Source organism: Pseudomonas sp. MOIL14HWK12:I2 (assembly GCF_000510745.1).
Classification (GTDB): Bacteria; Pseudomonadota; Gammaproteobacteria; order Pseudomonadales; family Pseudomonadaceae; genus Chryseomonas; species Chryseomonas oryzihabitans.
In genome coordinates this window covers 98,373-111,352 of the sequence record NZ_KI783314.1, presented here as the reverse complement: position 1 = coordinate 111,352, position 12,980 = coordinate 98,373, and the positions used below count along the sequence as shown (strand labels likewise).

Annotated in this window: 11 protein-coding genes; 7 read left to right on the top strand and 4 right to left on the bottom strand. The window is 66.8% G+C overall.

What is annotated here, in order from left to right; translation table 11 throughout:
- Positions 1 to 336: 336 nt before the first annotated feature.
- Positions 337 to 2,037, top strand: coding sequence for an urease subunit alpha (ureC, locus tag PSK12I2_RS0121645; protein WP_027600039.1), 1,701 nt, complete (start codon positions 337 to 339; stop codon positions 2,035 to 2,037).
- A 78-nt stretch (positions 2,038 to 2,115) separates the two neighbouring features.
- On the opposite strand, the gene PSK12I2_RS0121640 is transcribed toward ureC, so the two are convergent.
- On the bottom strand, positions 2,116 to 3,522 hold the full coding sequence (locus tag PSK12I2_RS0121640) for an L-cystine transporter (protein WP_027600038.1): 1,407 nt from the start codon (positions 3,520 to 3,522) through the stop codon (positions 2,116 to 2,118).
- Between the two features lie 232 nt (positions 3,523 to 3,754).
- Between PSK12I2_RS0121640 and PSK12I2_RS0121635 the strand changes: the two genes are divergently transcribed.
- Together PSK12I2_RS0121635 and PSK12I2_RS0121630 are read left to right on the top strand one after the other, a co-directional pair.
- A complete protein-coding gene (locus PSK12I2_RS0121635) occupies positions 3,755 to 4,084 on the top strand; it encodes a hypothetical protein (protein ID WP_007163001.1) in 330 nt (109 codons plus the stop codon).
- Positions 4,085 to 4,164: 80 nt separating this feature from the next.
- Entirely contained in the window at positions 4,165 to 4,713 is a 549-nt protein-coding gene (locus PSK12I2_RS0121630) for a glutathione peroxidase (protein WP_027600037.1), read from the top strand.
- 661 nt (positions 4,714 to 5,374) lie between these two features.
- On the opposite strand, the gene azu is transcribed toward PSK12I2_RS0121630, so the two are convergent.
- Positions 5,375 to 5,824, bottom strand: coding sequence for an azurin (azu, locus tag PSK12I2_RS0121625; protein ID WP_027600036.1), 450 nt, complete (start codon positions 5,822 to 5,824; stop codon positions 5,375 to 5,377).
- 330 nt (positions 5,825 to 6,154) lie between these two features.
- Here azu and PSK12I2_RS0121615 point away from each other — a divergent pair, with 330 nt between their 5' ends.
- From PSK12I2_RS0121615 to PSK12I2_RS0121600, 4 genes are all read left to right on the top strand, one after another.
- Positions 6,155 to 6,742: a TIGR00730 family Rossman fold protein gene (locus PSK12I2_RS0121615; RefSeq protein WP_027600035.1), complete on the top strand. Its 588-nt coding sequence runs from the start codon at positions 6,155 to 6,157 to the stop codon at positions 6,740 to 6,742.
- 100 nt (positions 6,743 to 6,842) lie between these two features.
- Positions 6,843 to 7,700, top strand: coding sequence for an SDR family oxidoreductase (locus PSK12I2_RS0121610; protein WP_027600034.1), 858 nt, complete (start codon positions 6,843 to 6,845; stop codon positions 7,698 to 7,700).
- Positions 7,701 to 7,755: 55 nt separating this feature from the next.
- Positions 7,756 to 8,829 carry a class I mannose-6-phosphate isomerase gene (locus PSK12I2_RS0121605; protein WP_027600033.1) on the top strand — a complete coding sequence of 358 codons (1,074 nt, stop codon included), beginning with the start codon at positions 7,756 to 7,758 and terminating at the stop codon, positions 8,827 to 8,829.
- A 32-nt stretch (positions 8,830 to 8,861) separates the two neighbouring features.
- On the top strand, positions 8,862 to 9,719 hold the full coding sequence (locus tag PSK12I2_RS0121600; RefSeq protein WP_027600032.1) for a glucose 1-dehydrogenase: 858 nt from the start codon (positions 8,862 to 8,864) through the stop codon (positions 9,717 to 9,719).
- A gap of 526 nt (positions 9,720 to 10,245) precedes the next feature.
- Here the strand turns inward: PSK12I2_RS0121600 and PSK12I2_RS0121595 are convergent.
- Positions 10,246 to 10,902, bottom strand: a complete 657-nt coding sequence (locus PSK12I2_RS0121595) for a TetR/AcrR family transcriptional regulator (protein WP_007160977.1) — start codon at positions 10,900 to 10,902, stop codon at positions 10,246 to 10,248.
- Between the two features lie 54 nt (positions 10,903 to 10,956).
- A complete protein-coding gene (gene quiC / locus PSK12I2_RS0121590) occupies positions 10,957 to 12,858 on the bottom strand; it encodes a 3-dehydroshikimate dehydratase QuiC (protein WP_027600031.1) in 1,902 nt (633 codons plus the stop codon).
- Positions 12,859 to 12,980 lie beyond the last annotated feature (122 nt).

Below are 12,980 nucleotides of genomic sequence, written 5' to 3'. Positions count from 1 at the left end.
AGCGCCCTCACCCCAACCCTCTCCCAAGGGGAGAGGGGGCTAAAAGCAGACATCGAGCTCCCGCCCTTCCCCCCTCCCTCCGGGGGAGTGGAAGGGTGAAGGCCAACCAGAACACCCAGCCTCCCAGGGACGACTCCCTGCGAGGCAACAGGACGACACCCGCCCTTCCCCCTCTCCCTCCGGGAGAGGGCCGGGGTGAGGGCAAACCAGAACACCCAGCTTCCCAGGGACGACTCCCTGCGAGGCAACAGGATGCCACCCGCTCCTTCCCCTCTCCCTCCGGGAGAGGGTCGGGGTGAGGACCAACCGGACCACCTTTATTCGGGATCAACGCCTATGAAAATCTCCCGCCAAGCCTATGCCGACATGTTCGGCCCCACCACCGGCGACCGGGTGCGCCTGGCCGACACCGAGCTCTGGATCGAGGTCGAAGAAGACCACACCGTCTACGGCGAAGAGGTGAAATTCGGCGGCGGCAAGGTCATCCGCGACGGCATGGGCCAGAGCCAGCTGCCCGCCGCCGAGGTGGTCGATACCGTCATCACCAATGCGCTGATCGTCGACCACTGGGGCATCGTCAAGGCCGACGTCGGCCTCAAGCACGGCCGCATCCATGCCATCGGCAAGGCCGGCAACCCGGACATCCAGCCGGGTGTCAGCGTGCCCATCGGCGCCGCCACCGAGGTCATCGCCGGCGAGGGCATGATCCTCACCGCCGGCGGTATCGACTCCCACATCCACTTCATCTGCCCGCAGCAGATCGAAGAGGCGCTCATGAGCGGCACCACCACCATGATCGGCGGCGGCACCGGGCCGGCCACCGGCACCTATGCCACCACCGTGACCCCCGGTCCCTGGCACATGGCGCAGATGCTCAAGGCCGCCGACGCCTTTCCGATGAACATCGGCTTCACCGGCAAGGGCAACGCCAGCCTGCCGGGTCCGCTGGAGGAGCAGGTGCGGGCCGGCGCCATCGGCTTGAAACTGCACGAGGACTGGGGCACCACCCCCGCCGCCATCGACAACTGCCTGGCGGTGGCCGATCGCTTCGACATCCAGGTGGCCATCCACACCGACACCCTCAACGAATCCGGCTTCGTCGAGACCACCCTGGGCGCCTTCAAGGGTCGCACCATCCACACCTATCACACCGAGGGCGCGGGGGGCGGCCATGCGCCGGACATCATCAAGGCCTGCGGCTTCCCCAACGTGCTGCCCAGCTCCACCAACCCGACGCGGCCCTTCACCAAGAACACCATCGACGAGCACCTGGACATGCTCATGGTCTGCCACCACCTGGACCCGAGCATCGCCGAGGACGTGGCCTTCGCCGAGAGTCGCATCCGCCGCGAGACCATCGCCGCCGAGGACATCCTCCACGACCTCGGCGCCTTCGCCATGATCAGCTCCGACAGCCAGGCCATGGGCCGCGTCGGCGAGGTCATCACCCGCACCTGGCAGACCGCCGACAAGATGAAGAAGCAGCGCGGCCCGCTGCCCGAAGACGCCGCCGGCAACGACAACTTCCGGGTCAAGCGCTACATCGCCAAGTACACCATCAACCCGGCGATCACCCATGGCATCAGCCACGAGGTGGGCTCCATCGAAGTGGGCAAGTTCGCCGACCTGGTGCTCTGGCGCCCGGCGTTCTTTGGCGTCAAGCCGACGCTGATCCTCAAGGGCGGCGCCATCGCGGCGAGTCTGATGGGCGACGCCAACGCCTCCATCCCCACCCCGCAACCGGTGCACTACCGCCCCATGTTCGGCAGCTACGCCGGCATGCTCCACGACACCAGTCTGACCTTCATCAGCCAGGCCGCCTTCGAGGCCGGGGTGCCGGAGCAACTGGGGCTGAAGAAGCGCATCGGCGTGGTCAAGGGCTGCCGCACCGCGCAGAAGAGCGACCTCGTCCACAACGGTTATCTGCCGACCATCGAGGTCGATCCGCAGAACTACCAGGTCAAGGCCGACGGCCAGCTGCTCTGGTGCGAACCGGCCGAGGTGCTGCCGATGGCGCAGCGGTATTTCCTGTTCTAAAGGGGCCTGTTCTAACCAGGCACAGGGTAGGTTGGGCTTCGCTGCGCTAAACCCAACCTACCCGAAGCCCTCTGCGGTTCAGCCGCGACTGATCGGCGCCGCTGGCGCTTCGGCCCGGTCGTTGCGGTCATAGGCGGCCTTGTCCAGCTGGCCCATCCAGCGCGCGGTCAGGGTACCGGCGGTCATGGAGCCGTTGACGTTGAGGGCGGTGCGGCCCATGTCGATCAGGGGTTCGATGGACACCAGCAGCGCCACCAGGGTGACCGGCAGGCCGAGGGCCGGCAGTACGATCAGGGCGGCGAAGGTGGCACCACCGCCCACGCCGGCCACGCCCGCCGAACTCAGGGTGACGATGCCCACCAGGGTGGCGATCCACAGCGGATCGAAGGGGTTGATGCCCAGGGTCGGCGCGACCATCACCGCCAGCATCGCCGGATAGAGACCGGCGCAGCCGTTCTGGCCGATGGTGGCACCGAAGGAGGCGGCGAAGCTGGCGATGGCCGGCGGCACGCCGAGGCGCTCGGTCTGGGCCTCGATGTTCAGCGGGATGGTCGCCGCGCTGGAGCGGCTGGTGAAGGCGAAGCTCAGCACCGGCCAGACCTTGGGAAAGAAGCGCGCCGGCGACAGGCCGCTCAGGGTCAGCAGCAGCGCATGGACGCCAAAGAGGATACCCAGGCCCAGGTAGGAGGCGATCAGGAAGGTACCCAGCTTGAGCACGTCCTGGGGACTGGCGGTGGCGACCATCTTGGTCATCAGCGCCAGCACGCCATAGGGGGTGAGTTGCAGCAGCAGGCGCACCAGCTTCATCACCCAGGCCTGGAGCACGTCGATGCCGGCCAGCACCTTCTCGCCGCGCACCGGATCGTCGCGCTGCAGGCGCAGGGCGGCGACGCCGAGGAAGGCGGCGAAGATCACCACGCTGATGATGGAGGTGGGATTGGCGCCGGACAGATCGGCGAAGGGGTTCTTCGGAATGAAGGACAGCAGCAACTGCGGCACCGACAGATCCGCCACCTTGCCGACATAGCTGTTCTGCAGGGCGGTCAGGCGCGCGGTCTCCTGGGCGCCTTGCACCAGGCCTTCGGCGCTCAGGCCGAACAGCCAGGTGACCAGCACCCCGACCAGGGCGGCGATGGCGGTGGTGAACAGCAGGGTGCCCAGGGTCAGCAGGCTGATGCGCCCCATGGACGAAGCCTCGCGCAGCCGCGCCACGGCGGCCAGGATGGAGGCGAACACCAGCGGCATGATGCTCATCTGCAGCAGCTGCACATAGCCGTTGCCGACCAGGTTGAACCAGCCGATGGAGGTCTTGAGCACCGGGGCGTCATGCCCATAGACGAGTTGCAGCACCAGGCCGAAGGCCACGCCCAGGGCGAGACCGATGAAGACGCGCACGGCCAGGCTCCAGCCGGTGTTGCGGGTACGCGCCAGCAGACCGAGCAGCACGGCGAAGGCGACGAGATTGAGGACAAGAGGCAGATTCACACGAGGTCTCCGATACGGCGCCCGACGCGGCCGCCGGACGAAAAGGCGGCGATGGTAGCAGCTCGGGCCGACTCGGCTTAGATCGAGGCGCTATCACCTGATAACCCTGGGACCTTGGGAGGAGCGGTTCTATCGCCGGGGCGAACGGTATTTCCGCCGGGCCTGGCACTGCTAGAGTGCGCTCCGTCGGGAAACGATGCCCGACGCTGCCATCCCAAAAAGGAGTGACTCCATGCAACGTTTCGCCAAGCTCGCCGCTTCCTTCGCCCTCGCCGCCGCCGTCGCCGGCTGCACCGGCACCGCGATGAAGACGCAGAATCTGGATCCGTCGCAGTACACCGTCGTCGGTCATGGCGAGGGCAAGGCCACCGGTCTCATGATCCTGGGCTTCATCCCGGTCCAGCAGAACGACCGCTTCGTGCGCGCCCAGCAGGCCGCCATCAAGTCCCGCGGCGGCGATGCCCTGATCAATGCCCAGGTGCAGGAAAACTGGTTCTGGGCCTATGTCCTGAACGGCTACACCACCACCGTTTCCGGCGACGTGGTCAAGCTCAAGCGCTGAGCCCCGCCCGACCGACAGGCGCCGCCCATGGAGGCGGCGTTTTTGCGCTAGGCTGGTCGCTTCTTTCCGAGGAGCCGACCATGACCGCGACCCTGATGAAACTCCCGCTGCAATCCATCGATGGCGAAACCCTGACCCTGGAACGCTACCTGGGCAAGGTGCTGCTGGTGGTGAACGTCGCCTCCAAGTGCGGCCTGACCAGCCAGTACGAGGGCCTGGAACGTCTCTATGAGGCCCAGCGCAAACGCGGCCTGGAAGTGCTCGGCTTTCCCGCCAACAACTTCAAGCAGCAGGAGCCCGGCAGCGACGCCGAGATCAAGGAATTCTGCACCCTGACCTATGGCGTGCAATTCCCTATGTTCGCCAAGCTCAGTGTGGTGGGTGAAGACAAGCATCCGCTCTATGACGAATTGACCCGTGCCCAGCCCGAGGCGACCGGTGACGGTCCCTTCCGTGAGCGCATGGTGAGCCGTGGCGGCAGCCCCAATCCCAAGCCCGAGGTGCTGTGGAATTTCGAGAAATTCCTGATCGGGCGCAATGGCGAGGTGGTGGGGCGCTTCGCGCCGGATGTGACGGCGGATGATCCGCGACTTCTGGAAGCCATCGAGGCAGAGTTGGCGAAGGGCTGAGGGCTTGAGTGTTCACCAGAGCTGTAGCGTGGAAAACCGCGCAGCGTTTTCCGCTGGCAGTAGCTTGACTACCGAATAGGGGCAACGTCTTTATCGCGGCCATGGGCCGCTCCTACGGGATCTTCCGATTGCTGTAGGAGCGGTCCATGACCGCGATTCCAATAGCTCAAGGACGACGTCTGAGCTTGATCGCCGACAGTGGACAAGGCTTCGCCGTTGTCCACGCTACGGGTTACGGGTTATTCAACCAATACTTTCAGGCTGGCGAATCGCCCCGTTCAGCAGGGCGAACGCCAGTGCCGTGGAATGGGTCGAGCCGCATGGATGCGGCGAGAGGTCCAGTGGGCCATAGACGGCCCATCTGGACCGACCCCGGAACGGCGCTGGCGTGAGCGGACCTGGAGCGAAGCGAAAGGCCGGATGGTGGGGCAAGCGTTTTTGGTTACTTTTTTGCGGGGCGCGCAGCCGCGCCTGCAAAAAGTAACTCGCCCGGGTGGGCGAAACAAAAACTCTCCGAGCACTCAATAAGCAGCCATGGCACCTACTAAACAAGCGTGAGCCCTGCAACGTTCGGTCTCGCCAACGCTCAACCCAATCTCCAGGCGTCTCCGGCTCAAGAGGTCGGATTGCGACGGTCGACCGCCACAACCCAACCTTCTCCTTACCCGCGCTGCAACACCCCGCGCATGGAGCCGAAATGCCCCGGGAAGGAGCAGAAGAAGGTGTATTCCTTGCCGGCTTCCAGGGCCCCGGTATCGAAGGTCACGGAGTCCTTCTCGCCACCACCCAACATCTTGGTATGGGCGATGATGCGTTCGTCGCCCTCGGGCAGGTAGCCCTTGGCTTCGCCCGCGTTCATGCCGGCGGCGTCGACGGCCGAGGCGTCGGTGGAGCGGGTCAGCACCCAGTTATGGCCCATGACGTTCTTGGGCAGGCTGCCGCTGTGGATCAGCTCCACGGTAAAGGTCTTGCACGAGGCCGGGACCTGGATGGAAGCGCGGCTGTAGGTCATCTGGTCGCCGGCTTCGATCTGGGTGGTACAGCTGTCGGCGGCCCAGGCGCCGGTACTTCCCAGGGCGAACAGTGCGGCGGCGAAAAGCGTGGATTTCATGAACCCTCCGGATGCGTGAAAGTCGCCAGTCAGACCGATGCGAGGGTGGCGGGTTCCAGCGGCCATGGCAAGGGAGCGGCTCCGCTCTATCGCCTCCATCGAAACCTTTGCCAGGTCGCCAGGCCTTACCTCTGGGTACTATCCCTCCATCACCCGCCAGCCAAGGACGCCCGCCATGACCCTTACCGCCCTGTTGCACGAGTTGTTCGCCAGCTATGCCCAGGCCGCCAGTGGCAATGCGCCGGAAGAGGCTTTCCTCGCGCGATGACGGTGCTTTGATCACGGGTGACGGGCAGCTAGGCTAGGCGTTTTGCCTGCCTAGGAGTCCCCATGTCGCTGAAAACCGTCTGTGTCTTCTGTGGTGCCAAGCCCGGCGCCTCGCCGGTCTTCGCCGAAGCGGCCGCGCACCTCGGGCGTACCCTCGCCGAGCGCGGCCTCACCCTGGTCTACGGCGGCGGCAAGGTCGGCCTGATGGGTGTGGTCGCCGATGCCGCCCTGGCCGCCGGTGGCGAAGTCATCGGCATCATTCCCCAGAGTCTCAAGACCGCCGAACTGGGCCACACCGGCTGCACGCGCCTGGAAGTGGTCGACGGCATGCATGCGCGCAAGGCGCGGATGGCGGAGCTGGCCGATGCCTTCATCGCCCTCCCCGGCGGCCTGGGCACCCTGGAAGAACTCTTCGAGGTCTGGACCTGGGGCCAGCTCGGCTATCACGCCAAGCCCATGGGCCTGCTGGAGGTCGACGGTTTCTATGCCCAGTTGGAGGGCTTCCTCGATCACCTGGTCGCCCAGGGCTTCGTTGCCGCGCCGCACCGCGCCATGCTGCAGGTGGAGGCTTCGCCAACCGCCCTGCTAGACGCCCTCGCCACCTGGCAGCCCACGGTGCCGCCGCGCTGGGCCGAAGCGGCACCGCGCTAGCGCCGGCACACCGCCCGTCCCGGGTCTCGAACCCTCGCCGCTTGTGGCCTGTCGGTACTGACAGGCCCGCAAAAGTCACACGAGCGACGAGGATTCCTCCATGACCGATTTTCCCAAAGCCCCGATGCCGGAACAGCAGCAAGCCGTTCCCGGCCTGCAATCGCGCATGAATCCGGTCCCGGATTGCGGTGAGCAAAGCTACAAGGGCTCTGGCCGTCTGGCCGGCAAGAAGGCGCTGATCACCGGTGGCGACAGCGGCATCGGCCGTGCCGTGGCCATCGCCTTCGCCCGCGAGGGCGCCGATGTCGCCATCAGCTACCTGAACGAGCACGAAGACGCCGAGGACACCGCCCGCCTGGTGCGCGAAGCCGGGCGCGAGGCCCTGCTGCTGCCGGGCTGCCTGTCCAAGCGCGAGCAGTGCCTGGCAGTGGTGGACAAGACCGTGGCCGCCTTCGGGCGCATCGACGTGCTGGTCAACAACGCCGCCTTCCAGATGACCCACGAGACCCTCGACGAGATTCCCGACGACGAGTGGGTCTACACCTTCGATGTGAACATCACCGCCATGTTTCGCATCACCCAGGCCGCGGTGAAGCACATGGGCCAGGGTGGCTCCATCATCAACACCACCTCGGTGAATTCGGACATGCCGCGGCCGACGCTGCTGGCCTATGCCACCACCAAGGGCGCCATCGCCAACTTCACCGCGGGCCTGGCGCAACTGCTTGGCGAAAAGGGCATCCGCGCCAACAGCGTGGCCCCCGGCCCTGTCTGGACCCCGCTGATCCCGGCCACCATGCCGCCCGAGCAGGTCAAGGAATTCGGCGGCAACACCCCGCTCGGCCGCCCCGGCCAGCCGGTGGAACTGGCGCCGGTCTATGTGATGCTGGCCTCCGACGAATCCAGCTACACCTCGGGCGCGCGCATCGCCGTCACCGGCGGCAAGCCGATTCTCTGAGTGTTCTCTGCCCCGGCCCGGGCCGGGGCGCCTTTCTTGCCGCTGGAGTCCCCCGATGCTCGGCCAACCCCTGCGCCTTTCCACCCCCTTGCGCACCCATGTGTTCGGCGGTCACGAGATCGCCGAGCGCCTCGGCAAGCGTGGCCTGCCCCCGGGCCGCATCGCCGAGACCTGGGAAATCAGCGACGTACCGGGCAGCAGTGCCACGGTGCTCGACGGTCCCCTCGCCGGCCAGAGCCTGCATGACGTGGTGCAGGCCTATCCCGAACAACTGGTCGCGCCCGGCTGGCAGGGCCCCTGGTTTCCCCTGCTGACCAAGTTCATCGACGGCAGCGGCCGCCTGCCGGTGCATCTGCACGCCGATGACGCCACCGCCCGCCGCCTGGAATGCCAGCCCAACGGCAAGACCGAGGCCTGGCACATCCTCTGGGCCGAACCGGGCGCCACCGCCCTGGTGGGCCTCAAGCCCGGCCAGAGTCGCGAGCGCGTGCGCGACGCCCTGCTGCGGCAGGACTATGACGCCGTCATGCGGCGCCTGCCGGTGCGCGCCGGCGAGACCTTCTTCATCCCCGGCGGCACCCTGCACAGCTTCGGTCCCGGCACCCTGATCTACGAGATCGAACAGACCTCGGACATCCAGCAGCAGGCCATGCCCTGGCGCATGACCGATGGCGAGCCGCTGCCCCACGCCGACTGGCGCGAGGGTATCGAGGCGCTGCTGGACGAACTGGACCTGGACGCCGATCCGCGGGTCACCCCCGGGCTGCGCCTGCCCCTGGGCGATGGGCACGACCGCCTGCTGTGCACGGCCTGCCGGCACTTCGCCCTGGAACGCTGGCGGCTGGCCGGCGCCGGGGCGCCGCCGCTGGACTATCGCTTCTCCAGCGCCCGCCTGCTGAGCAACGTCGGGCGTCCGGTACGGCTGGAGTCGGCTGGCTGGAGCGGCATGCTCGGCGCCGCCGAATCCCTGCTGCTGCCGGCCGCGCTCGGCGAAATCCGTCTGAGCGGCCCGGCCGACCTGCTGATCGGCTACGTGCCGGATCTACATCAGGACATCCAGGCGCCCCTGGCCGCCGCCGGCTACGGCACCGCGGTCATGGCCGACCTGGGTATCGATTGCTCTTCCTGAACTGCAAGCTCACTGACCTTCAAGGAGTCCCCATGAGCGACTATCCCAAGCCCCCACTGAAACCCCAACCCCAGACCTTTCCCGGCTCCGAAGCGCGCATGGATCCGCTGCCCGACAGCGGCGCCGCAACCTATCGCGGCTCGGGTCGCCTCAAGGGCAAGGCGGCGCTGATTACCGGTGCCGACAGCGGTATCGGCCGCGCCGTGGCCATCGCCTTCGCCCGTGAGGGCGCCGATGTCGCCATCGCCTACCTGGACGAGCACGAGGATGCCCGGGAGACCGCCCGCCTGGTCACCGAGGCCGGGCGCCAGGCCGTGCTGCTGCCCGGCGATCTGGTCGACCGCCAGACCTGCCTGGACGTGGTGCAGAAGACCGTCGAGGCCTTTGGCCGTATCGACGTGCTGGTCAACAACGCCGCCTTCCAGCAGGTGCGCGACAGCCTCGACGAGATTCCCGACGAGGAATGGGTGCATACCTTCAATGTGAACATCCATGCCATGTTCCGCATCACCCAGGCGGCGGTGAAGCACATGCCGCGCGGTGGCTCCATCATCAACACCGCCTCGATCAACGCCGACATCGCCCCGCCGACCCTGCTGGCCTATTCGGCGACCAAGGGCGCCATCGCCAACTTCACCGCGGGCCTGGCGCAACTGCTCGGCGACAAGGGCATCCGCGCCAACAGCGTGGCCCCCGGCCCGATCTGGACGCCGCTGATCGTCAGCACCATGAAGCCCGACGAACCTGAGCAATTCGGCGCCAGTACCCCTCTTGGTCGCGCCGGCCAGCCGGTGGAGCTGGCCCCGGCCTATGTACTGCTGGCCTCGGACGAAGGCAGCTACATCTCCGGCGCCATGCTGCCGGTGACGGGCGGGATGCCGGTGCTCTGAGGGTTTTGGCTGGGGTGCCGGGGTTGCCCTCACCCCGGCCCTCTCCCCGAGGGAGAGGGGGTAGATAATTCCGTAGGTTGGGTTGAGCGCAGCGAAGCCCAACGTGGGGTATCCGGCAGCGTTGAGCTTCGACGATGAAGCCGTCTCAACCCAACCTAAGAGGCTTGCCCCTCTCTCAGAGAGAAGATTGCTCGGGCAGCCGCGTGGAAAACGCGGCGCGGTTTTCCACCCTACATATCTGGGTTCGCCCTTTCTCCGAGGGCGAGGAGATAGATGTTTCCGAAGGTTGGGTTGAGCGTAGCGAAGCCCAACGCGGGGTATCCAGCAGCATTGGGCTTCGACGGTGAAGCCGTCTCAACCCAACCTAAGAGGCTTGCCCCTCTCTCAGAGAGAAGATTGCTCGGGCAGCCGCGTGGAAAACGCTACGCGGTTTTCCACCCTACGAATCCATGCCGGCGACTGGAAGCCTCGATCAGACGCCCCTCTCCCCCTGGGAGAGGGCTGGGGTGAGGGCCGCCCGCAGGCCCTACGGCTGGAGGTAGCGCACCATGGCATCGCCGATCATGGTCTTGTGGCGGCGTAGCACCGCCGGTTCTTCCATGTCGATGTCGTGGATGCGGCCGAAGGTGTGGCGATTGGAGACGCGGTAGAAGCAGAACGAACACATCAGCAGGTGCACGTCCACCGCGTCCAGCCCGCTGCGGATCTCGCCGCTGGCTTCGCCGCGGGCGAGGATGCGGCGCAGGGCTTCCAGCGCCGAGGAGTTGAGGCTGGAGATGGTCTCGGACTGGGCCAGGTGGCGACCGCGATGGATGTTCTCGATGCTCACCACGCGGATGAAGTCGTCGTGGCTGCGGTGATGCTCGAAAAGGAATTCCGCCAGGGTACGGATCGCCTCCAGCGGCGGCAGGCGGTCCAGCGGCAATTCGGCCTCGTTGCCACGCACGTCGCTGTAGAGCTTTTCCAGCACCGTCAGGTAGAGCTGCTCCTTGCTGCCGAAGTAGTAGTAGATCATCCGCTTGGAGGTATGGGTGCGCTCGGCGATGGCGTCCACCCGCGCGCCGCTCAGGCCCAGGTCGGCGAACTCGGCCACGGCGGCGGCGAGGATGGCCTGGCGGGTCTTCTCGGGATTGTTCTTGCGCGGGGTACGGAGCGTGGGCGCGAGCGCCGGGGTGTCCTGCATCGGGCTGACTCTTGTCGGAGGAGAGGCGCGGGCACCCCGGGGTGCCCGCCTGGCTCAGAATTCCAGGGGCGCCGGGCGACCCTGCCGCGCCTGCAGCATAGCCGCCAGGCGGACCGGGCTGTTGGCGGCGCCGTAGCCACTGTAATCCTTGCGCTGCAGGATTTCGAAGAAGAAGCGGTCGGCGAAGGACTCGGTGTAGACGTGGAACAGCTCGCCGCCCTGGGCATCGCGGTCGTAGAGGACGTTGTAGTAGGCCAGCCGACTGAGGAAGTCGTCGTCGAAATCGAAGCGCGCCCCCAGGTCGTCGTAGTAGTTCATCGGGATCTCCAGCAGGGGCACCCCGGCGGCCTTGGCCTGCTCCACCGCCTGGAAGATGTCCTGGCAGGCGAAGGCGATGTGGTGCACCCCCGAGCCGCGATAACTGGAAAGCGCCCGGGCGATGGCGGTGTTGCGATTCTCCGAGATGTTCAGCGCCAGGCGCACGCTGCTCTGGCGATTCTTCAGGGCGCGACTCTTGACCAGGCCATAGGGGTCCGGGACCACCACCTCGTCGTCGGCGCTGAAATCGAACAGGCTCTTGTAGAACAGCACCCAGCTGTCCAGGGCATCGGCCGGCAGGGCGATGGCCACGTGGTCGACGTGGGTCAGGCCGAGGCCGCCGCTGGCGCCGGCGCTGACGTCGAAGTCGGTGTCATAGAGACTGCGGCCGTCGGCGCCACGATCGGCGAGATAGATCAGGCTGCCATCGGGCGCCCGTACCGCCGGGATCTCGCGCTCGTTGGGACCGACCAGGCCGCGATAGGGCTGCGCCCGGTACTGCTGGGCGCGCTCCAGGGCGGCCTGGCTGTCCGGCACGCGCAGGGCCATGGCGCACAGCGAGGGGCCGTGGGCCTCGAAGAAGTTGTGGCCGAAGGAATAGGGTTCGGCATTGAGCACCAGGTTGATCTCACCCTGGCGCAGCAGGGTGACGTTCTTGGAGCGGTGCCGGCCGGCCCGGGCAAAGCCCAGTTTGCCCAGCCAGCCCGCCAGGTCGGCGCCATGGCCGTCGTCCACGGCGAATTCGAGGAATTCGGTGCCCTCCAGGCGCGGCGCCTCGGGTGGGGCGAACAGCGGCGCTGCCACCGGGCTCTCTTCTCGCTGCAACCGCGCGGCGGTCTGCTCCTCCAGGTAGAGCAGGGATCTCAGGCCATCGGCGGCGGTGGCGCGGGTCTGGGCGGCGCGGAAGCCGTCGTTGAAGATCTCCAGCGACAGCGGCCCCTGGTAGCCGGTCTGCAGGATGGGCGCGAGGAAACCGGCCAGGTCGAATTCGCCCTGCCCCGGGAAGCAGCGGAAATGCCGACTCCACTCCAGCACGTCCATCTGCAGCACGGGCGCATCGGCCATCTGCACGAAAAAGATCTTGTCCCCCGGGATCTGCGCGATGCCCGCCGGATCACCACCAATGGACAGGGTGTGGAAGCTGTCGAGCAGCACGCCGAGATTGGGATGATCGACCGCCTTCACCAGCCGCCAGACCTGCTGCCAGGTGTTGACGTGACGCCCCCAGGCGAGGGCTTCGTAGCCGATGCGCAGGCCACGCGGGGCGGCGCGCTCGGCCAGCAGCTGCAGGTCGTCGGCGATCAGGCGCTCGTCGCCGAGGCTGTCGGCGGCGGTGTTGCTGCACACCAGGATGAGGTCGGTGCCCAGCTCCTGCATGAGGTCGAACTTGCGCTCGGCGCGGTCGAGATTGCGTTGCAGCCGCTCGCGGCGATTGCCCTCGAAGTCGCGAAAGGGCTGGAACAGGGTGATCGCCAGTCCCAGGTCCTGGGCACGCTGGCGAATCTCCCGCGGACTGGCACCGGAATACAGCAGGTCGTTCTCGAAGATCTCCACACCGTCGAAGCCCGCCGCGGCGATGGCCTCGAGCTTTTCGGTCAGGGTGCCGCTGATGGATACGGTCGCGATGGAACGCTGCATGCCGGTGCTCCTGTGTTGAACGGCCACTCCGCGGGCTGGGCCAGGGCGGGGTGACACGGATCTGTCGGGTCTGGTGCCGATTATTCGTGGCGCCCGGCGACCCAACAATGGATTATGTACGA